The organism is Streptomyces sp. NBC_01808 (genome assembly GCF_035917395.1).
Lineage (GTDB): Bacteria > Actinomycetota > Actinomycetes > Streptomycetales > Streptomycetaceae > Streptomyces.
Genome location: NZ_CP109072.1, coordinates 5,362,401 through 5,382,824, shown reverse-complemented (window position 1 = coordinate 5,382,824; position 20,424 = coordinate 5,362,401). Strand labels below are relative to the sequence as shown.

At 70.9% G+C, this 20,424-nt stretch carries 22 protein-coding genes; 7 read left to right on the top strand and 15 right to left on the bottom strand.

What is annotated here, in order from left to right:
- Positions 1-16: 16 nt before the first annotated feature.
- From OG946_RS24010 to OG946_RS23995, 4 genes are all read right to left on the bottom strand, one after another.
- Positions 17-1,474: an NF041680 family putative transposase gene (locus tag OG946_RS24010; RefSeq protein ID WP_326798074.1), complete on the bottom strand. Its 1,458-nt coding sequence runs from the start codon at positions 1,472-1,474 to the stop codon at positions 17-19.
- Between the two features lie 956 nt (positions 1,475-2,430).
- Complete coding sequence (locus OG946_RS24005; protein ID WP_326798073.1) at positions 2,431-3,276, bottom strand: IS5 family transposase; 846 nt, start codon at positions 3,274-3,276, stop codon at positions 2,431-2,433.
- Between the two features lie 32 nt (positions 3,277-3,308).
- Positions 3,309-3,566, bottom strand: a complete 258-nt coding sequence (locus OG946_RS24000) for a hypothetical protein (protein WP_326798072.1) — start codon at positions 3,564-3,566, stop codon at positions 3,309-3,311.
- Positions 3,567-3,734: 168 nt separating this feature from the next.
- Positions 3,735-4,736 carry a DUF6192 family protein gene (locus OG946_RS23995; RefSeq protein WP_326798071.1) on the bottom strand — a complete coding sequence of 334 codons (1,002 nt, stop codon included), beginning with the start codon at positions 4,734-4,736 and terminating at the stop codon, positions 3,735-3,737.
- A gap of 586 nt (positions 4,737-5,322) precedes the next feature.
- On the opposite strand from OG946_RS23995, the gene OG946_RS23990 reads away from it, so the two are divergent.
- A complete protein-coding gene (locus OG946_RS23990; RefSeq protein WP_326798070.1) occupies positions 5,323-5,859 on the top strand; it encodes a carboxymuconolactone decarboxylase family protein in 537 nt (178 codons plus the stop codon).
- A gap of 42 nt (positions 5,860-5,901) precedes the next feature.
- Here OG946_RS23990 and OG946_RS23985 read toward each other — a convergent pair whose 3' ends face one another.
- The 4 genes from OG946_RS23985 to OG946_RS23970 form a co-directional block, all read right to left on the bottom strand.
- A complete protein-coding gene (locus OG946_RS23985; RefSeq protein WP_326798069.1) occupies positions 5,902-7,308 on the bottom strand; it encodes an AI-2E family transporter in 1,407 nt (468 codons plus the stop codon).
- 204 nt (positions 7,309-7,512) lie between these two features.
- On the bottom strand, positions 7,513-8,238 hold the full coding sequence (locus OG946_RS23980) for a transglycosylase SLT domain-containing protein (RefSeq protein ID WP_326798068.1): 726 nt from the start codon (positions 8,236-8,238) through the stop codon (positions 7,513-7,515).
- 417 nt (positions 8,239-8,655) lie between these two features.
- Entirely contained in the window at positions 8,656-9,969 is a 1,314-nt protein-coding gene (locus OG946_RS23975; RefSeq protein ID WP_326798067.1) for a PhoH family protein, read from the bottom strand.
- Between the two features lie 311 nt (positions 9,970-10,280).
- Positions 10,281-11,060: an isoprenyl transferase gene (locus OG946_RS23970; protein ID WP_326798066.1), complete on the bottom strand. Its 780-nt coding sequence runs from the start codon at positions 11,058-11,060 to the stop codon at positions 10,281-10,283.
- A gap of 117 nt (positions 11,061-11,177) precedes the next feature.
- Between OG946_RS23970 and mgrA the strand changes: the two genes are divergently transcribed.
- Positions 11,178-12,215, top strand: a complete 1,038-nt coding sequence (mgrA, locus tag OG946_RS23965) for an L-glyceraldehyde 3-phosphate reductase (RefSeq protein WP_078898420.1) — start codon at positions 11,178-11,180, stop codon at positions 12,213-12,215.
- Between the two features lie 283 nt (positions 12,216-12,498).
- Here the strand turns inward: mgrA and OG946_RS23960 are convergent, their stop codons facing one another.
- Positions 12,499-13,227 (bottom strand): A24 family peptidase, encoded by a 729-nt coding sequence (locus OG946_RS23960; RefSeq protein WP_326798065.1) that lies wholly within the window; start codon positions 13,225-13,227, stop codon positions 12,499-12,501.
- A gap of 202 nt (positions 13,228-13,429) precedes the next feature.
- Between OG946_RS23960 and OG946_RS23955 the strand changes: the two genes are divergently transcribed.
- From OG946_RS23955 to OG946_RS23940, 4 genes are all read left to right on the top strand, one after another.
- A complete protein-coding gene (locus OG946_RS23955; protein WP_326798064.1) occupies positions 13,430-13,801 on the top strand; it encodes a DUF192 domain-containing protein in 372 nt (123 codons plus the stop codon).
- A gap of 110 nt (positions 13,802-13,911) precedes the next feature.
- On the top strand, positions 13,912-14,850 hold the full coding sequence (locus OG946_RS23950; RefSeq protein WP_326798063.1) for a hypothetical protein: 939 nt from the start codon (positions 13,912-13,914) through the stop codon (positions 14,848-14,850).
- 172 nt (positions 14,851-15,022) lie between these two features.
- The gene (locus OG946_RS23945; RefSeq protein ID WP_326798062.1) at positions 15,023-15,346 is read left to right on the top strand and encodes a hypothetical protein; all 324 of its coding nucleotides are present in this window, start codon (positions 15,023-15,025) and stop codon (positions 15,344-15,346) included.
- A gap of 127 nt (positions 15,347-15,473) precedes the next feature.
- Entirely contained in the window at positions 15,474-15,692 is a 219-nt protein-coding gene (locus tag OG946_RS23940) for a DUF397 domain-containing protein (protein WP_326798061.1), read from the top strand.
- 7 nt (positions 15,693-15,699) lie between these two features.
- On the opposite strand, the gene OG946_RS23935 is transcribed toward OG946_RS23940, so the two are convergent.
- The 5 genes from OG946_RS23935 to OG946_RS23915 form a co-directional block, all read right to left on the bottom strand.
- A complete protein-coding gene (locus OG946_RS23935; RefSeq protein WP_326798060.1) occupies positions 15,700-16,155 on the bottom strand; it encodes a hypothetical protein in 456 nt (151 codons plus the stop codon).
- Between the two features lie 69 nt (positions 16,156-16,224).
- Positions 16,225-16,851: an OmpA family protein gene (locus OG946_RS23930; RefSeq protein ID WP_326798059.1), complete on the bottom strand. Its 627-nt coding sequence runs from the start codon at positions 16,849-16,851 to the stop codon at positions 16,225-16,227.
- A 13-nt stretch (positions 16,852-16,864) separates the two neighbouring features.
- On the bottom strand, positions 16,865-17,464 hold the full coding sequence (locus OG946_RS23925) for a hypothetical protein (protein WP_326798058.1): 600 nt from the start codon (positions 17,462-17,464) through the stop codon (positions 16,865-16,867).
- Between the two features lie 18 nt (positions 17,465-17,482).
- The gene (locus OG946_RS23920) at positions 17,483-18,124 is read right to left on the bottom strand and encodes a pilus assembly protein TadG-related protein (RefSeq protein ID WP_326800356.1); all 642 of its coding nucleotides are present in this window, start codon (positions 18,122-18,124) and stop codon (positions 17,483-17,485) included.
- The gene (locus tag OG946_RS23915) at positions 18,121-18,327 is read right to left on the bottom strand and encodes a hypothetical protein (RefSeq protein ID WP_101426327.1); all 207 of its coding nucleotides are present in this window, start codon (positions 18,325-18,327) and stop codon (positions 18,121-18,123) included. The genes OG946_RS23920 and OG946_RS23915 overlap by 4 nt, the downstream gene beginning before the upstream one ends.
- Before the next feature lie 287 nt (positions 18,328-18,614).
- Between OG946_RS23915 and OG946_RS23910 the strand changes: the two genes are divergently transcribed.
- On the top strand, positions 18,615-19,487 hold the full coding sequence (locus OG946_RS23910; protein ID WP_326798057.1) for an LLM class flavin-dependent oxidoreductase: 873 nt from the start codon (positions 18,615-18,617) through the stop codon (positions 19,485-19,487).
- A 24-nt stretch (positions 19,488-19,511) separates the two neighbouring features.
- On the opposite strand, the gene OG946_RS23905 is transcribed toward OG946_RS23910, so the two are convergent.
- On the bottom strand, positions 19,512-20,411 hold the full coding sequence (locus OG946_RS23905) for a DUF5936 domain-containing protein (protein WP_326798056.1): 900 nt from the start codon (positions 20,409-20,411) through the stop codon (positions 19,512-19,514).
- Positions 20,412-20,424 lie beyond the last annotated feature (13 nt).

Genomic DNA, 20,424 nt, shown 5'->3' with positions numbered 1-20,424 from the left:
TTAGCTTGTTCTTTATCTACCAAGATCTGCCGGGTCTGCCGATGGCCTTGAGGGTCTCGGGTCGTTTGACGGTCTTGCCCACGTCGTAGCGGGGTGCGGGGCGTCGGTTCTTGGTCCCGGGTGGCCGTCCGGGGCCGGTGCCACGAGGTTGGGGAACACGGGCCGGACAGGCGAGGTGGGGACGGATGTTCCTGAACCCGCGTCGGACCCGGGCCGGGGTGAGGCGTTCGGGCTTGGTCGGCTTCTCCCAGGGCCGGCGGAGGTCGGCGGCCAGCGGCCGGGCGAGGCGGAGCTGGGTGTGGGCGACGACCAGGAGCCAGGTCCAGCGGTCCGCGGCCTCGGGCGTACGGATCTTCGGGGTGGTCCAGCCGAGCGTCTGCTTTCCGAACCGGAAGGTGTGCTCCAGATCGAATCTCCTGAGGAAGACCTGCCACCACAGGTCCACGTCCGCGGGGGCGGCTCCGGTCTTCGAGGACCACAGCCAGACCGGCGGCGCTTCTCGGTCCTTGGAGAGGTGCTCGACCTTGAGGCGGACCAGGGTGCCCTCGACGACGGGGAGTTCGCCGTCGTGCTCCAGCCACGCCGAACGGTGGGTCAACCGGGGGTGGACCCGGTCCCACGCACGGGCTTCGGCTTTGCCGTAGTTCACGGTGTCGGTGGCCGTGGTGACCGCAGGTTCGGGCCAGGTCTCGGGCTTGGCGAAGCGGAACTCCGGCCCGTGCTTGGGCGGGCGCCCGCCCAGGGGGTGGGCCAGGTCCCACTCCTTGCGGGAGGGCGCCGGACAGCGCATCACCCGGTCCGAGCGGATCCGCCCGACCAGCTCGACGGGCAGATCCCGCAGGACCCAGGCCAGGCGGGTGACGTCGTAGCCGGCGTCCATGACGATCGTGACGTTCAGGTCCCCAGGCGTCCACTGACCGACCGTGACGAGCCGCTCGACTACCGCCCTCAGCTGGGCAGCGGTGACCGCGGTCGCGTCGTCCTCGGGGCCGAGCCGGAGCACGTCCAGGATCGACGTCCACGAGGTGGCCCCGGGCTCCAGGACGGCGACGAAGGAGTACGGCCAGCCCGGGATGAACTGCGAGGCGGACTTCGCCCGCCCGTAGACATGGCAGAACAACCGGTCCGCCGAGCACGGCGCGTCCGAGCGCAGCCACGGTGACACGTCGACAGCGAGCACCAGGCGCCCGCCCTCGAAGCGCGGCAGGGGCATACCGGCCAGCAGTGCCCGCAGCCTGTCAGTGTCGATCCGGCCGCGGTTGAGGGCTCCGTACAAGGCGCCGTGACCACGGCGGTGTTCGGGCACCAGCGTCAGGTCCACCGGCGAGGCGACCGCCCCCTCGACACACAGCAGTGCGTCCGTCAGCTCGAACAGCTCATCCCGCCGGGCGGTCAGACACTCGTAGAACTCGCCCCGGAAGCGTGACGCTTCCGCGAACGCTTCGCGCCGAACATCGCGGCACACCACACTCATGACAACGGCCTTCGGTTGATCCCGCATCTCTGTGACGGAGCAAAGGATCAAGCGAAGGCCGCCCTCACGCCCCCTGAATGCCCAGGTGAGCGACGTAGTTCGAGACGCCGTTCGAGGCCAGAAGAAAAGGAACAAGCTCAGTGCCTGTTTGAGATCTCTGACAGTAGAAACGTGACCTCGAGATACCTCAAAGAACTCAGGGTTTTCTCAACGCCTTCCGGGACTTGGGGAACGTTGCCCCTGGGTGTGTGCAGTCGGCTGGCTGTAGCTCTGCTGACTTTGTCCGGGCAGATTCGTGGCAGGCCCCTGGCTGCCAGGTGACCTTATAAAGGCCGGGTCCACGGGATTCTGGAGCGCGTTATGGATGGCGCGTACATGCTGCAGGGAAGGTAGATTCTGTATGGGGGGTGATACAGATGTACCGTTCGCCCTATTAAAAGCCTGTATATTCAAGCCTGTGAATGGTCGTGCCACGGGGAAGACGAGATAGATCTTATGCGGATCCGCCTCGCGCATGTATTTGGGTGGGTTGGGATTGGACTGCTCTCTCAGGCTTCCGCCGTCGACCAGCTGTCCACTCAGGGCTGCAGCAAAGACGGCCGATGCCTGCCTGAATTGAGCCTCGTCTGTCACTATACGTCCTGCATGACGCCAGGTGCTTAGCGCTGTTGGTAGATACACTTCATTACCACTAGGCACGCGGATGTGTCGTTCTTGAGGACCCCTCACTTGCCCAGTGACCTGGTGCGCGTTTTCGCCGGTGGCCTGGTAGGGGGCTTCCGGATTTCCCGTCGCCCTAAGGCCATATTCTATGATTACAGCATCAATCACATCTTGCGTGTCAATCCTGCGGGGCATGAGCTCACCCTCCCGATTACAGGCAACTTACGTTGTCTTGTAACGGCTGCGCCGTCCTGGCGGTTCAGTTGTAGGTTCGGGCGTCGCCCAAGCCGCCATCAGCTGTTCTTGGACCACGTGGCCTGAGGGCTTTTGCGGGTGAGTCTGCGGGTCATCAGTGTGATGAGTGCCCAGGTCAGGTGTGCTTCTGAGTGCTGGGGCAGGCGTTCGTAGTCGCGGACGTTTCGCCGGGCTTTCATGATCCAGCCGAGGGTGCGTTCGACTTTCCAGCGGCGGGGCAGGACGACGAAGCCTCTCGCTCCGCGGGGTCGGGAGACGGTCCTGAGTGTCATGCGGAGGAAGTCGTCTGACCAGTTGGTGAGCTGGCCGGCGTAGGCGGAGTCGGCCCAGACCTGGGTGATCTGGGGCTGCATGACGCGCAGGCGCCAGAGGAGTTCGCGGGCTGCGTCGCGGTCGGTGGTGTCGGCGGGTGTCACCGTGATCATCACCGGGAGCCCGAGGGTGTCGACCGCGATATGTCTCTTGCGGCCATTGATTTTCTTCCCGGCGTCGAATCCGCGAGTGGCTTTGGAGACGGTCTCGGCGCCCTTGACCGACTGTGAGTCGACGATCAGGGTCACGGGCCAGGGACACCGCCCCTGGCCCGTACGGATCTGCCGTCGGAGCTGGTCGCGCAGGAACGCGACGACACCCGCTCGGTGCCAGCGGGCGAAGTGGTAGTAGACCGTCTGCCAGGGCGGGTAGTCGGCGGGCAGAGCCCGCCACTTCACGCCGTTGTCGACGAGGTAGCGGATGGCGTCGACGATTTCGCGGCGGTGCCATTTCTCCGGGCGCCCGCCGGTCCTGGTCTGACAGGCCGGGACGGGCAGCAGTGGTTCGAGCAGCGCCCATTCCGCGACCGTTGTGTCGGAGGGGTAGCGGCGTCGGCGGGACGTGAGAGGCATGGAGAAGTCTCGGGTTCGGGGTCGGGCTTGGTCTATTTGGTCAGCTGGGCCAGGGTCGCGCGGACGCCGGTGAGCTGGGCGGATGCCAGTTGGGCCCATTCGTCGTCCGGGTAGCGGGCCAGGTGAGGGTCGAGCGTCCCCGTGATCAACCGGGTCAGGCAGCCCAGCACCAGGCGGAACTGCTTCTTCTCGTATTCGATCCAGTCGGCGGGCTCGTCGGAGAAGAGGTAGCCGTCCCTGCGGCGCCAGATGATCGGGGTGAGATGCTCGGCGGCGCCGACATCGCGCAAGTGCCGCACTCCGCGGGCGACCTGGGAGGGTGTGAGCCGGGTCGCGGCAACCAGCTGCCGGGTCTGCAGCCCTGCTGGTCTGGCCTCCATCAAAGAGACGCGGACGAGGTCGCCGTAATGCTCGCTGAGCGGCCGGGCCTGTCCGCGCAGGCGGCGGGCTGCCATAACTCAGTCGCCCTTGAGGATCTGGGCGAGTTGCTCGTCCAAGGTGAACTGACCCGTATCGATGGCCGCTTCCAGCCAGTCCGCGGCACCGCGGACCTTCGCGACTGCGCGCCGGATCGTCTCGCGTTCATCGTCGGTGAACTCCTGGTCCCGCATGCGCGGCACGAGCCGGCCCAGGGTGGCGACGTATTGGTGGCAGGAGCCGACCAGGTCCAGGTATTCGAGGGTGTGCTCGATCTTGCAGACCGCCGGGACGCGGTCGCGGATCGTCTCCCGGGTCTCCTCGGAGTTGTCGAACTGGGCGCGGTTGACGGTGAAGCGGGTGTCGTCGTCGCGCATGGCCTGACGGGCGACACGGGGCCGCTGCAACAGCTCCGAAGTGACGCTGGTTGCCACCTCGTCATCGCGGGTCAGCTCCTGTACCACCCTGACCCGCTCGGCGGCCGGCATCGCGGCCGCGGTCTCCGGCCGGCTCAGCAGACTGGCCGTGACCTGGACGGCGACCTCGTCGTCGCGGGTCAGATCCTTCACCGCCCGCACCTTCTCCTCCACCGTCACCGGCCGGTCGACCTGCTGCCCGACCAGGCGTTTCGCCCCGTCCGTAGTCCACTGCCGCTTCCCCGAACGGGAGTTGAACGGCGCGTCCTCGATAGACACCCACCGCTCGGCCTCATCCGGAATCGACGCCAGGATCTTGTGAACGGTGAACGACACCCCGTCCTTGCGCTTGCCCTGCGGCCAGCGCGAGGCAGTCCACCGCCAGTCCAGCACCGTCGCCAGAGCCACCCCGATGTCGTCGGCGAACATCTGCAGCCACTCCTCGACCGTGAACAGCTCTTCAGTGCCCTTGGCCACCGATCCGCCCACCGGCCTCATCGGCTCAATCTCCAGGGCCTTGTCCCCGAGAGCGAACTGGGCCCTCGCGACCTGCGCGACCAGTTCCCTCGCCTCGGCCACCAGTTGCTCGTAACGCGTCCGCGAGACGTTCCCGACCCGATCCGACATGCCGCCTCCACCACCTCGTTCCCAGGCCGGACCAGCCACCCGTCAGTGACGGCACGAAGACATATCAGCCCAGGTCACGACCAGAATGAAACGGCACGTTCCAAGGTCGGCAGGCGCGCAGGACGGGCGCGCGAAGCGCGAACACAATCACGTACGACCCCGTGCAGAACAGGAGGGTCTGCTGAGCCGGAGGCGGCGTTCCGCTATGGCGTCACCGTGACGGAATCCCGCGACGCCTTCTCCCGCCAGGCCCGAGTGCGGCACCGCGAAGAACAGAACACCGCCGACCGCCGATGTTCAACCCCAACCGTCCACCCCCGGCCGCAGACCGGACAGACCGCCTCATCCCCGTGCAGCATCACCGCCACCCGCCGGCGGGCCTGTTCCAGAGCTCGCCACCGCCGTGACCTGCACCTACCCGAACAAAACACCGCTGCCGCCGACTTCGTCGGCGGCAGCGGCACCCCACACTCCCGGCAATACCTTCGAACCACCCCGCCAGAGGCCATACACCCCAGCATCCCGATCGTCAGACCCCGCGACCAGAGATGTCAGACAGACACTTACGTTCTGTAGGGTCGGGCGCGTGGCACTCGACGCGCTCAAGTCGGCCCTCCCCGGCTACGCCGGGGACCTGCGCCGCAACCTCACCTCGGTCGTCGACGACGGGCCGCTGCCGGAACGGCAGTTGTGGGGCGCCCTGCTGGCCTGCGCCATCGCGGTACGCTCCGCCGCCGTGCTGCGCGCGGTGGCGCCGGAGGCGCGGCGGCGGCTGACGCCCGAGGCGTACGAGGCCGCCGGGGCGGCCGCCGCGGCGATGGCGGCGAACAACGTCTTCTTCCGCGCCCGGCACCTGCTCTCCGACCCCGGCTACGGCCATCTGCGCACCGGGCTGCGGACGAACGTGCTGGGCGCCCGGGGCGTACCGAAGGCGGACTACGAGCTGTGGTGCGTCGCCGTGTCCGCCGTGGGCGGCTGCGGGGCGTGCCTGGACGAGCACGAGGCCGCGCTGCGGCGTACCGGCGCGGACCGGGAGACGGTGCAGGAGGCGCTGAAGGTCGCCGCGCTCGTGCACGCTGCCGGCACGGTCCTCGACGCGCAGGAGGCACTCGGCGCCGGCTGACCGCGGCCGGCCGTCGCCGAGCGCCCCGCACGCGCCGGTGCGTCAGCCCTTCGGTTCGCCGCCCTCGGCCTCCGGGCCCTCCCGCGTCGCCGCCGCGGCCTCCGCCGTCTCCGCGTCCGAGCCGGGCGCGGGGGTGTCGGCCGGCGTGGCCGGTGAGATTTCGAGGACCGTCGACCCGTACGGCGGCGGTCCAGGATCCGCCGCGTGTTCCCGGTGGTACGCCTTGAGGTACCCGACCGCCGTGTTGAGCACCGCGATCAGCGGCACCGCGACCACCGCGCCCGGGATGCCCGCGACGAGCGTGCCGATGGCCACCGAGAGCACCACCGCGAGCGGGTGCACCCGCACCATGCGGCCGAGGATGAACGGCTGGAGGACGTGCCCCTCGATCTGCTGCACCAGCAGCACCACGCCGAGCACCAGCAGCGCGGTGACGAGCCCGTTCGTCACGAACGCCACCACCACCGCGAGCGCGCCGGAGACCAGCGCACCGACGAGCGGCACGAACGCGAAGAGGAAGATCAGCACGGCCAGCGGGACGGCCATGGGCACGTCGAGGATGAAGATGCCGATGCCGATGAACACGGCGTCGATGAGCGCCACCAGCACCGTGCCGCGCACGTAACCGGTGAGCGTGGCCCACACCTTCGGCCCGGCGCCGGCCACCGCGTCGCGGGCGTCGGTGGGCACGAAGTTCAGGCACCAGCGCCAGATGCGCTCGCCGTCGTAGAGCAGGAAGAGGGTGACGAACGCGGCGATGGCGGCGCCGGAGAAGAACTCCAGCACGTACGAGACGCCTTCGAGGCCGGCGGAGGTGACCTCGCTGGAGTTCTCGCCCAGCCAGTCGCTTATCTCGTTGCCGATGTTGTTGATCTGCTTTTCCTGCACGTGGAACGGCCCGTCGATGAGCCATTCCTGCGCGTCGTCGATGCCCTGCTGGATGCGGTCGGTCAGATCGTCGATGTTCTCCATGATCTGCCAGACCACGAACCAGCCGATGAGGCCGATCGCGACGAAGCCGCCGATGAACGTGGTGGCGGTGGCGAGCCCCTGGCTGAAGCCCCAGCGGCGCAGCCGAGCGACCGTGGGCTGGAGCAGCGCGGTGACCAGCAGGCCGACCGCGAAGGCGATGACGACGAGGCTGACGACGCTGATGACCTGCATCAGCACGTAGATCAGACCGGCGAGGACCAGCAGCCGCCAGCCCACCTCGGCCGCGACCCGGACCCCCCACGGCACGACGCTGGCCGGCGCGGGACGCGGCGGCGGGCCCGGGGGCCGGGCGGCGGCGGCCGGTTCCGCGACCGTGTCCTGGGGGGCGTCCTCGACGGCGGGCTGCCCGGTGGAGGCGGACTTCTCCGCGGCGGCAGCGGCCGCGGCCCGGCGCCGCTCCGCCATCCGGCTGGCCCGCTCGCCCACCCCGCCGAGCCAGTCCGTCATCTTCGACATAGAAGTCCTCACGCCGCCTTCGGTCCCGCCGCAGCCCCGTCCGTCACCCGCACGACCGTACACGGCCCCCGTGTACGGGAGAGGTCTGCTCCGGTCACCTAGGACGTGCCGGACGGGAGCGGCGGTTCCGTACGCATGCGAAACGCCCCCGGCGGCGGAGCCGGGGGCGTTCACGTACGCGCGGCGCGGGATGCGCGCCGGGGTTCAGTACCAGCCGTTGGCCTGCCAGAACTCCCAGCCGCCGCAGGGGCTGCCGTAGCGGTCGTTCATGTAGTTCAGGCCCCACTCGATCTGGGTGGCGGGGTTGGTCTGCCAGTCGTCGCCCGCCGAGGCCATCTTCGAGCCCGGCAGCGCCTGCATCAGCCCGTAGGCACCGGAGCTCGGGTTGGTAGCGGTGTAGTCCCAGCCCGACTCGTGGTCGACGATGTTGCTGAAGCACTGGTACTGGTCGGCCGGCACCATCTGGCGGGCCATGGCCTGCACATCGGCGACGGAGTAGGACGACTGCGGAGCGAAGTCGCCCGCGTCGGCGGACGCCGACTCGGCCGCGGCCGAGCGGCTGGCGGCCTCGGCGGCCTCCCGCTCCTTCTCGGCGGCTTCCTCGGCCGCCTTGCGCTCTGCGGCCTCCTTCTTCTCCTCCGCGGCCTGGGCGGCGGACTTGCGCGCCGCCTCCTCGGCCGCCTTACGGGCGTCCGTGTGTGCGGCGTCTGCCTGGGCGTCCGCCTGCTCCGTGAGGGAGGCGGTCTGCACCTGGGCGGAGGCGCCAGCGGGTACGTCGGCGAGGAGCGTCGCGTCGGCGGCGGTCGCCTCGACGTTGGCCGTCGAGTCGTCGCCCTTCTCCGCGCCCGTGGCCACGCCGACGACAGCGCCGACAGAGGTGACCGCGGTGGCGGAAGCCACGGCGAAACCCCGGACCGAAATCCGGCTCACACAAAGTCCTTCCAGCGTCGCCCGCTTCGGTGACCTCGCGGACGCGTCCCTGCCCCTGACACTGGCCTCCCCTTGTTCCGGACCGCCGACTGTGGCGGACCGACTGGTCACGGGAGGCGCGGGCCCGGCAGCCCCCGCGTCCGCGGGGACCATTACTGCGCTCGGGCGGCGTACGGCGGCTCTGTTCAGTTGAGTCGTGCTGCACCGGGGTCGGTGCGGGGCCGTACGCAGGGCCTGACGAGTCCCAGACTCTGCCGGAGACGGACACCCGGACGCAATTCCCCGTCCAGTGGGAAAGCTCACACCGCGTTTGCCCCTCGCTGTTGACGGAAACCCGTGCGCAGCACTGGGCGCAACAGCTAAGCTGTTGCGCCCAGTTCACACGGTTCGGGAAGAAGCACGGGGAGCAGTATCCCGTTATACCCGGCCCTCTTCCAGCATTTCGGTCACCAGCGCGGCGATCGGCGACCGCTCGGAGCGGCTGAGCGTCACATGCGCGAAGAGCGGGTGCCCCTTCAGCTTTTCGACGACGGCCACCACACCGTCGTAGCGGCCGACGCGCAGATTGTCCCGCTGCGCCACGTCATGGGTGAGTACGACGCGGGAGTTCGTCCCGATCCGCGAGAGCACCGTGAGCAGAACGTTCCGCTCCAGGGACTGCGCCTCGTCGACGATCACGAACGAGTCGTGCAGCGAGCGGCCCCGGATGTGGGTCAGCGGCAGCACTTCGAGCATGCCGCGCGCGATGACCTCCTCGATCACCTCGCGCGAGGTGACCGCGGACAGGGTGTCGAAGACCGCCTGCGCCCACGGGCTCATCTTCTCGGCCTCGGTGCCCGGCAGATAGCCGAGCTCCTGGCCGCCGACCGCGTACAGCGGGCGGAAGACCATCACCTTCTGGTGCTGCCGGCGCTCCAGCACCGACTCCAGGCCCGCGCACAGCGCCAGCGCGGACTTGCCCGTACCGGCCCGGCCGCCCATCGAGACGATGCCGACGTCCTCGTCCACCAGCAGGTCGAGCGCGATCCGCTGCTCGGCGCTGCGGCCGTGGATCCCGAAGACCTCGCGGTCGCCGCGGACCAGCCGGACCCGCCCGTCGGGCGTGACCCGGCCGAGGGCCCGGCCGCGCTCGGACTGCAGTACGAGCCCGGTGTGCACCGGCAGGTCGTCCGCCTCGGGCACCGAGACGACCTCGGCGGCGAAGAGTTCGTCGACCTGCTCGCCGCTGAGCATCAGCTCGGCCATCCCGGTCCAGCCGGAGTCCGTGATGGCCAGCTCCGCCCGGTACTCCTCGGCGGCCAGCCCCACGGACGACGCCTTGATACGCAGCGGCAGGTCCTTGGAGACGACGGTGACGTCCTGCCCCTCGGCCTGGAGGTTGCGCGCGACGGCCAGGATGCGGGAGTCGTTGTCCCCCAGGCGGAAACCGGCGGGGAGCACCCCGATGTCGGTGTGGTTCAGCTCCACGCGGAGGGTGCCGCCGAGGTCGCCGAGCGGGATCGGGGCGTCGAGGCGGCCGTGCCTGACCCGGAACTCGTCGAGCTGGCGGAGCGCCTGGCGGGCGAAGTAGCCCAGCTCCGGATGGTGCCGCTTGGCCTCGAGCTCGGTGACCACCACGACGGGCAGCACCACCTCGTGTTCGTCGAAGCGCGCCATGGCCATGGGGTCGGCCAGCAGGACGCTCGTGTCGAGGACATAGGTGCGCCGGTCAGGCTTCTTGCTGTTCACCACGGATGGACGAACCCCCTCGGATGAGGTCGGCACGCGACGGAGTCGCGGGGATCGGGCCGGGCGTCCGGACCCGTGCGGCCACGCGGGCGCGCAGGACCGGGCCCCGGCCCTCCGCTCCGTCCGTACGTGCGATGGTGCGCTGCGCACGGACCTCGTGATGCGGCACGTGGTGCAAAGGGCCCTCCCGGGCGGGCGGTGCGGTGGACCGCCTGCTAGCACGGATATTCCCTCGCGAGCCCCGGGGCATGCAATGCCTGTGGCCAAGGGGCCGTAACGGTGGATACGTGCTAAAGGGTGCGCCGCGGGGGGTTTCAGCCGCCGAAGCGGCGGTGGCGGGCCGCGTAGTCGCGCAGGGCGCGCAGGAAGTCGACGCGGCGGAACGCGGGCCAGAAGACCTCGCAGAAGTAGTACTCGGAGTGCGCCGACTGCCACAGCATGAACCCGGACAGCCGTTGTTCGCCGCTGGTGCGGATCACCAGGTCGGGGTCGGGCTGGCCGCGGGTGTAGAGGTGCTGCGCGATGTGCTCCACCTCGACGGTCTCGGCCACGTCGGCGAGCGACCTGCCCTGGTCGGCGGCGTCGCCGAGCATCGAGCGCACGGCGTCGGCGATCTCCTGCCGGCCGCCGTATGCGACGGCGACGTTGACCAGGACGGCGCCGCTGCCGGGCCCGGTGACCACGAGGTGGGTGGCCTCCTCCGCCTCCTTGAGGATCCGCTGGGTCCGCATGGGCAGCAGGTCGAGGTTGCCGACGTGGTGCACCTGCGCGCCGCCGCGCCCGGCGACGCCGGAGACGGCCTCCTCGATGATGGCGAGCAGCGGGTTCAGCTCGGGCTCCGGGCGGTCCAGGTTGTCGGTCGACAGCAGCCAGAGCGTGAGCACCTCGACGTCGGTCTCGCGGCACCAGCGGATCAGCTCGTGGATCTTCTCGGCGCCGGCCTGGTGGCCCTGCTCGGTGGTGCCGCCCGCGGCGCGGGCCCAGCGACGGTTGCCGTCCAGGATGACGCCGATGTGCTTGGGCACACGGGCCGGGTCGAGACGGCGCTCCAGGCGCTTCTCGTAAACGCGATACACGATGCCGCGCCAGGTCATCCGGCGTTCAGCCCTTCCGTCGTACGTTCGGAACACCCCCCGGAAGGCGCCACAGTACTGCCCGCTATGCCACAGTCCTGTCACAGGGGCGCACCGGGTTCGTGATAGGCAGGTTTTGTGAACAGTCTTTTGCCTTACCTGCCAGCAGACACCCGCTACGACGCGATGACCTACCGCCGGACGGGTCGCAGCGGCCTGAAGCTCCCGGAGATCTCCCTCGGTCTCTGGCACAACTTCGGCGACGACCGCTCCCTGGAGTCGCAGCGCGCCATCCTGCGGCGCGCGTTCGACCTCGGGGTGACCCACTTCGACCTGGCGAACAACTACGGCCCGCCGCCCGGCTCCGCGGAGGAGAACTTCGGCCGGATCTTCGCCGCCGACTTCCGCCCGTACCGCGACGAGCTGGTGCTGTCGACCAAGGCGGGCTACCTGATGCAGCCCGGTCCTTACGGCGAGTGGGGCTCGCGCAAGTACCTGCTGTCGTCGCTGGACGCGTCGCTCGGCCGCATGGGCGTGGACTACGTCGACATCTTCTACTCGCACCGCTACGACCCGGACACCCCGCTGGAGGAGACGATGGGCGCGCTGGCGTCCGCCGTGCAGCAGGGCAAGGCGCTGTACGTCGGCGTCTCCTCGTACACCGCGGAGCAGACGCGCGAAGCCGCCCGGCTGCTGCGGGAGATGGGCGTACGGCCGCTGATCCACCAGCCCTCGTACTCGATGATCAACCGCTGGACCGAGGACGACGAACTCCTCGACACCCTGGAGGCGGAGGGCATGGGCTGCATCTCCTTCGCGCCGCTGGCGCAGGGGATGCTGACCGACAAGTACCTGGACGGCATCCCGGCGGACTCGCGGGCCGCGCAGAACAAGTCGCTGGATCCCGAGCTGCTGACGGACGAGGTGGTGCGGCGGCTGCGCGGGCTGAACGAGATCGCGCGCGGCCGCGGGCAGTCGCTGGCGCAGCTCGCACTGGGCTGGGTGCTGCGGGACCCGCGGATGACGTCGGCGCTCATCGGCGCGTCGAGCGTGGCGCAGTTGGAGGCGAACGTCGCGGCGCTGGGCGCGGCGGAGCTGACGGCGGCGGAGCTGGCGGAGATCGACGGGTTCGCGAAGACGACGAGCGGCGTCAACATCTGGGCCGGACGCGGCTGAGAGCCCGTACGTGAGGGCGCCCGGCGGGGCCGTCCACAGAAAAGGGAACGGGCCGGTCCGTGGGGGGGATACGGACCGGCCCGAGGGGGGGAGTTCCACCATAACCCAGGGTGAGGGGTGCTCAGTACCGGAACGGACGGGTCACCTCGAAAAGTGCTCGTTCGGTGACGTTCCGTATACGAACTCCGCTGCGATCAGGTCACTCGCACGGGGCGGTTCGCGGCTCACGGGAGGGGTTCGGGGGGGCGTGCGGGGCGTACGGGCGGACCCGTCCCCGCGCCGCTCAGCCGGCCGCCAGTCCGCCGACGACGAGCCCCGCGAAGGCCCCGACGATCATGAAGGGGCCGAACGCGATGCCCGTCTTCCGGCCGACCCGGCGGGCCGCCAGCATGGTGATCGCGTACCCCGCACCCAGCAGCAGACCGGCGAACGAGCCGGTGAACAGCACGTCCCAGCCGTACCAGCCGAGCGCGACGCCCAGCACGAGCGCCAGCTTCACGTCCCCGAAGCCCATGCCGGCGGGGTTGAGGAAGAAGAGCAGGAAGTAGATCGCCCCCAGCGCGAGGCCACCCAGCAGGGCGCGCGTCCACGATCCCGCGCCTCCTACGAGCGCCGCACCCCCCAGCAGCACCACGGCCGCCCCCGCGAGCGGCAGCGTCAGGACGTCCGGGAGGCGGCGCACCGCCCGGTCGACCGCGAAGAGCAGCACCCCGAAGGGCGCCAGCAGCAGCCAGACCGCCAGCTCCGGCTCGGGTCCCGTGGCGGCGGCGAGCGCGGCGCAGGCGGCGGCGGTCGCGGTGGCCGGGAGCCACATGCGCAGCCCGTACGGGCTCCCGCCGCACTCCTTGCACGTCGCCGGGCCGGCCCAGCCGGGCAGGGGGTGGTCCTGCGGGCAGCGGTCGTGCCACGGCTCGTCGGCGGCCACGGAGAGCCGGTAGGCGGCCCGGGGCAGCAGGGCCCCGGCGGCGGCGCCGTAGCCGGCGGCGAGGACGACGAGGAGGACGGCGAGCACGGGGTGAGCCTAACGGCGCTCCCGCGGGCGGGGCAGGGGCGGGTCGGCGGCGGTACGGCGGCGGGCTGGCGGCGGTACTACGGCGGGCTGGCGGCGGTACGGGGACGGGCCCGCGGCGGTACGGTGGCGGCTCGGGGGCCGGGCCGGGGAACCGTACGGGGTGGCTCCCGGCCCGTAGCGACACCTCGGGGGGAGGCCCGCCATGCCCGCCTGGCCCGACGGACCGGCGACGCTCACCGTCGGCACCGGCACGGACCGGCTGCCGCTGGAGGTGGCGTCCTCCTTCGCCCGCCGCAGCCGCGGCCTGCTGGGCCGCGACGGCCTGGCCGGCGCCCTCCTCCTCACCCCCGCCCAGGGCGTGCACACCCTCGGCATGCGCTTCGCCATCGACGTCGCGTACCTCGACCGCCGGCTGACGGTCCTGGCCGTACGCACCATGCCCCCCGGCCGCCTCGGCCGCCCCCGGCTGCGGGCCCGGCACGTACTGGAGGCGGAGGCGGGCGCGTTCGCCGGCTGGGGCATCCGGCCGGGGGTGCGCCTGGGCGTCGGCCCCGCCCCTGCGGAGGCGGACTGACCGGGCGGCGGGAGCGTCAGTGGCGCTCGCTACGATCGAAAACGACCGTGATCGGGGCCCGCACGCCGGGCCGGGCGCGGACGACGTACGGACGTACAGGGGGCACCACCGTGGGGATATTCGGTCGCAAGCCGCGCCGCGACGGGCGGGACACCACGCGCGACGCCTCGTTCGAGTTCTTCTCCGAGGACGAGGGCGCCCGCTTCCGCGCCGGGGTCCACGCGGCCTTCGCCGAGCAGGGCCTTGAGGTGACGGTCGGCGCGGACGCGGTGACCGACAGCTCGGGCCGGCAGTTCGGCCTGGGCAACCTGGCGGCGGTCTGCCACAACGACACCCGCGGGCCGCGCGTCTGGCCCGAGCTGACCCGCCGCCACATCGGCATCATGCTCCGGGCCATGGACGGCCCCTCGGTGCTGGACACCATGCCGGCGGAGAAGTTCCGCTCCCAGCTCTACCCGCGACTGCTGCCCGACGAGATGACCGGCTCCGACGGCTTCGACTACGCGCGCCCCCTCGCCGAGGGGCTGCGCGAGGTGCTGGCGCTCGACCTCCCGGAGAGCGTCATGGTCCTCCCCCGCTCCTCGCTGGAGCCCTTCGGCGACGTCGCCGTGCTGCGGGCGCGGGCGCTGGACAACCTGCGCCGGCTGCGCGTCGAGGCGCACGAGACGATCGAGCAGGAGGAAGGCGCCCGCGTCGACGTGGTGATGGGCGAGTCGATGTTCACGGCGAGCCTGGTGCTGACGCTGGACGAGCTGGTGCCCCGGATCACCGGCCGCGGCCTGAGCACCGACGGGGCACTGGTGGCGGTGCCGTTCCGGCACCAGCTCGCGTTCCACGCGATCCGCGACCGGCATGTGATAGCCGGCCTCAACACCCTCGCGCAGTTCGCCGCGGCGGGCTTCGAGGAGGGCGTCGGGCGGATCACCCCCGACGTCTACTGGTGGCGGGCCGGTGCGCTGACCCGGCTCAGCGCGATGGACGAGGACGGTATCAAGATCATGGTGGACGAGGAGTTCCAGGCGGTGCTGGAGCGGCTCATCGAGGGCTGAGCCCGACACCCGGGGAGCGCACGGGAGTTGCCCGGTGGCAGACCGCCGGTGGCCCGCGGGCCAGCGCCCCTCGACGCACCCTGAGCGCCCCTGGTACGCGCACGCGCACCGGCCTACGGTGGTGGGCCGGAGAACCGGCGAAGACCGCGGCGGGAAGCCGAAGGAAGCAGCCATGGGCGACTGGTGGTCCATCGAGGTGTTCGACGCGCACTCCTCCGCACTGCGGTGGAAGGACGCGTACGAGTACGCGCTCGTCGAGTCGGCGATCAGCAACCGGGCATCGACCTGGGAATGGCACGTCCACTCCGACGGGATCGTCTTCGAGATCGCGTTCCGCGAGGAGAGCGACGGGGAGGCGTGGCGCCGGCTGCCGGGCGTACGGGCGGCGCTGGACGCCGTACCCGACCCGGCGGCCGGACTCCTCGTCCGCCGCGGCCCGGACGGCACCGCCTGCTGCCGCGGGCCGCTGACGGGGAACGCACGGAAAAAGCGGTAACAACGGGCACTGCGGGAACTAAGTGCCGTGCCGTGTCGTCATTCGTTTCGAGGTTTGTGCCCGCATTGGGCGGCCTTGGGCGCGTCGTGGTCCGGCGCGCGGTACGTGACATACGGCGGGGAGACCGATGAGCACCGAGCACGGCCCTGATGGCCTGGAATGGCGGAGGAGCAGCTACAGCCGCGGGGCCGGGGCCAAGTGCGTGGAGGTCGCCGCCGGGGCCGGGGTGGTGCACGTACGGGACTCCAAGACGCCGGACGGTCCGGTGCTCACGTTCACGCCGGAGGCGTGGGCGGCGTTCACGGCGTACGCGACCCGCACGCCGGGGACGGTGCGCAGGTTCTGAGCGGGGCTCAGGAGGTCCGGGGCGCCCGTCCCGGGCAGTCGTCGCCCCGCTGCCGGGAGAAGCTGAGGACGTCCCCGTGACGGATCTCGTCGCCTTCGCGGTCGTTGACGACGACCACGGGCAGCTTCTCGACGCAGTCGGCGAGGAGTTGCTGCATATGCGCCACCTCGATGCCGACGGCGATCCGGCGGCCGGCGGCGTCGTCGGCGAGGTCGGTGGAGATGACCGTACGCACCGCGGTGTCGCCTTCCCACTCGGTCTCGACTCCGGTGACGTGCTCGGCGAACTCGGCGGCGGCGTAGGTCGACGTGCCGGCCGACCGCCCGGCATCGGGGCGCAGTTGGGCGGAGTCGGCGGGCGGACCCCGTAGCACGTCGTCGGCGAGCCACAGCACGCCGCCCAGCACCACCGCGGCACCGGCCACGGCAGCGGCAACCCGCAGCACCCGCCCCACGAAGGTCACGCGGTCCTCGCCCCCTCCCGGCACGCAGGCGCGCCGACGCGAGCATACCGGGCACGACGGACATCCGGGTCACTGCCCCCGGGGGAAACTCACCTCGACCCGCCGGTTCTGCTTCCGGCCTTCCTCGGTGGCGTTGTCGGCGATGGGGTAGTCCTCGCTGTAGCCGCGGACGACGTAGGTGATGTCTGCGGCCTGGAGGGTGTTGGTCAGCTCCTGGTGCACGGCGTTGGCGCGGTTCTTGGAGAGCGTGACGCCGTGCTCGTACGACCCGAGGTCGTCGGTGAAGCCGAAGACGCGGACGGTGTCCGGGCTGTTCTGCTCGATCTCGTCGGCGATGGCGGCGATCCGGGACTGCGCCTGGCCGGTGAGCTTGGCGCTGTCCTTGGGGAAGAGGACTTCGGCCTGCAGCGCGATGGTGATGGTCGAGTTGGAGTCGGACCGCCGCTCCTCACCGCCCTGGGTCTCGACGACGGAGACGATGTCCAGCACCTTGGGCTCGTCGAGGGTGGCGCCCTCCTCCAGCCGGAGATCGGGGTCGTTGGCGTCGGTCTCGACGGGCGGCGGCGCGGAGGTGCTGGTCCCGGGCGGCGAGGAGGGGACGGGGACGTCGTCCTGCGCGGGGAGCGCGTGCGCGACACCGGGGGTGGCGGCGAGAAAGGAGGCGAGCGCGAGCGCTACGCCTGTGCGGGAGGGCATCGCGGTGCTCACCTCAGTCCGTGATCTCGACTGTGACGGGCGGGAACGTGGGGAGTTGGAACTCGACCTCGGTGGTGTCGTCGGGCGGGGCGGGGAACTGTATGTAGACGGGAACGGTCTTGCCGGCTTCGAGGATGCTCAGCCCGGAGGTGCACAGGCAGCGCTTGTCGGTGTCGCGCAGGGCGTAGTAACGCTTCTTCCCGTCCCCGTCCACCAGCGTGGCGCCCATGAGCGAGGTCTTGTCGACCCCTTCCTCACTGCCGGCCCACAGGTGCGTGTCCAGGTAGGACTCCTCGCCGGTGTTCTCCAGCTCTCCGTTCAGCGTGACGAAGCCGCCGGAGTCCCGCCTGATCTCCATGACGCCGAGCACGACGCCCGCCTGGTTCTTCACCTCGACGATCGGCTCCTCCGGGACCTCTTCCTCGCCCTGGTCCTGGCTTCCGCCTGCCTGGCCGTTCTTGTCCTGCGCCTGGGAAGACTCGGACGACTTCCCGTCGTCGCCACCGTCCCCGTCGTCGCCGCTGCCGCAGCCGGCGGCGGAGAGGGCCAGACCGACAGCCAGCGCCGCGGCGGCGATCCCCTGGGCGGCTCTGCTCGTGCGCCACATGCTCATGTGCCGGGTTCCTTCGCTTCATTCGACGAGACGTACGGAGAAGAGGTCCTCCGGGTCGGGCAGGAGATCGATGTCTTCGGGGTCGATGGACCAGTCGCCGCCGTCGCAGTCGAGCTCCAACGGCGGCGGCTCGTCCCGGTCTTCGTCCCGGTCCTCGTCACGGTCCTCGTCTCCGCCACCGCCTTCGTCGCCGCCCTCGGGCTCCTTCACGTCACACCGGGATTCGAGCACCGCCGTCGCCGTGGCCTCGGAGCGCTTGCTCTCCGTTCCCGGGACGAGCGTGTCCCCCACGGCCTCGCGATTCCGCACCGTCACCGTGAAACCGTCGTCCGGGTCGTAAACACGGTCGCACGCGGTCGTGTCCGCGTCGTTCTTGGCGGCGAAATCCTGCGCCGCGGCGCAGGCGGACCCGTACTCGAAGCCCTCGCCTCCGAGGAGGTCGTCCCACGAGTCCGGGTCGAGGAGCGTGTCCAGCAACCCCTCCGACAACTGCTCGCGCGCGTCGTGGGCGGCGGCCAGCGCGGCGGCGTCGGCCGCCCCCTGGGCGTAGTTGCGGTGCGCCACGGCCTGGCCGACGGCGAAGTACGCGACGGCCAGAAAAAGCAGTCCGCCGATGGCCGCGATGTAGAGGGGAAATGCCTGGCCGGTATCGGACCTCAGGGCAGCTTGTCGATCTGCGCCTTGATCTTGCTGAGGATCGTGTCCCCCAGCCCCGACTGGATGAGCACCAGCACGATCACCACGGAAACCGCGATGATCCCCAGGTACTCCACCGCTGTCTGCCCCCGATCGCGCTTGCGGCCGCGGTGCAGCCGCTGGGTGGCGGCCAGGGACCTCAGCAGCACGTCGTTGGGTTTCCACATGCGGTCTACCTCCGGAGTCGGACAACGCGGCCGTTGCCGTCGGTCCGTCAAGCCAATTGTGGTCTGTAACAGCGGACTTGGCGTCAGGAACGGCCATTTTCCGTCCTCCCCCTCGCCGCCCGCCTTACACCTGCGGCGGCCCGCGCCGCGGCGCGTCCACGTGCGCAGCGTAACCGGCCGCTTGCCGACTGTCCCACACCCCCCTCGCGCATGCGAGAGGCCGGCGGGGAATACCCCGGGATGTCCGCCTCCCGGGTGGTGTCGGCCGTCCCGGGTACCGTCGCCGCATGACGAGACTTGCCACCGTGTTCATTCCCCAGTTCCCTCCCGAGCAGCTTCGCGCCGTGGCCCGCGCCGCCGACGAGGCCGGGATCGACGAGTTGTGGGTGTGGGAGGACTGCTTCTACGAGAGCGGGGTCGCCACCGCCGCCGCCGTGCTCGCCTGGACCGAGCGGGTGCACGTCGCCATCGGGATCCTGCCCGTGCCGCTGCGGAACGTCGCGCTGGTCGCCATGGAGACCGCCACCCTGCACCGGCTCTTCCCCGGGCGCGTGACGCTCGGCGTGGGGCACGGGGTGCAGTCGTGGATGGGGCAGGTGGGGGCGCGGGCCGCGTCGCCGCTGACGTTGCTGCGCGAGCATCTGACCGCGCTGCGCGCGCTGCTCGCCGGGGAGAAGGTCACCGTCGACGGGCGGTACGTCACGCTCGACGCCGTCGAGCTGGCCTGGCCGCCGGCCGCGGCGCCGCCGGTGTTCTCCGGGGGTACGGGGCCCAAGACCCTGCGGCTCACCGGGGAGTCGGCCGACGGGACGATCCTCGCCGGGGGTGCCTCGCCCGAGGTGGTGCAGGAGGCCGCCGAGGCGGTACGGGCCGGGCGGGAGGCCGCCGGGCGGGGCGGGGAGCATCCGCTCGTCGCCTCGATCCTCGTCGCCACCGGGCCCGGCGCCGAGCGCCGGCTCGCCGAGGACGCCCGCCGGATGGGCTGGGATCCCGCCGCGGAGGCCCATGTCGCCGGGGACGCCGCGGCGGTCGCGGCCGCCGTGGACCGCTGGGCGGCGGCCGGGGCGACGACGGTGGTGCTCCAGCCGACCGCCGACGAGCCCGATCCGGTGGCCTTCGTCCGGTGGGTGGCCGAGGAGGTGCGTCCGCTGGTGTCGTAGCGCCTCCGCGAAAGGCTCCACCCGCTACTCCGTCAGCACGCCGAACTCCGAGCCGGAGCCCAGATACACCGCCGTCACCAGCAGGATGATCGTCGCCGGCACCATCAGGCTGGTGATCAGCAGCGTCGCCTTCGGGATCGCCCGGGACGCACGCCGGCGCGCGTTCTGGGCATCCGTGCGCCGCTGGTCCGTGGCGATCTGTATCAGGGTCTCGACGATCGGTGCGCCCAGGTCCTCGCCCTGCTGGAGTGCGGTGACGAACTGGGCGACCTGCTCGGAGTCGTTGCGGCGGCGCAGCTCCTCGAACGCCTGCCGGCGGGAGACGCCCATGTCCATCTGGCGCAGGGTGATGCGCAGTTCGTCCGCCCAGGGGCCCGAGTAGCGTTCGCTGACGCGGTCCAGCGCCTGCCGGAAGCCGAGCCCCGCGCTGACCACCACGGCCAGGACGTCGAGGAAGTCGGGCAGCGTGCGTTCGATGACGTCGCGCCGCTTGCGTACGGCCGCCCAGATGCCGACCTCCGCCCAGCCGTAGCCGAAGGCCGCCAGCACCAGGGCGCCGACCCACTGGCCGGAGGAGAGCAGGGTGAGCGCGCCGCCGTAGCCGATGGCGGCGTAGACGGCGCGGCGGGCGGCGTAGCGGTCGATCGTCAGGCCGCCGGGGTTGCCCGCGCGGTCTATCTTGCGGCGCTTGCTCTCCACCGCCCGCCGGCCCATCAGCTTCAGCACCAGCGGCGCGAACCGCATCCCGAGCCGGTCGATGAGCGAGCCGACGACGGTGGTGCGGGTGGCGCCGACCTCCAGGGCCACCTGGAGGTCGCTGGGGAGCTTGACCTCGGCGCGGTAGACGCGGATGCCGCTGAGGACGCCGAAGACGGCGAGGCCGACGGCGGCGGCGAGGAGCAGGCCGAGGGTTCCGTATGCCATGTGAGTCCCGGCC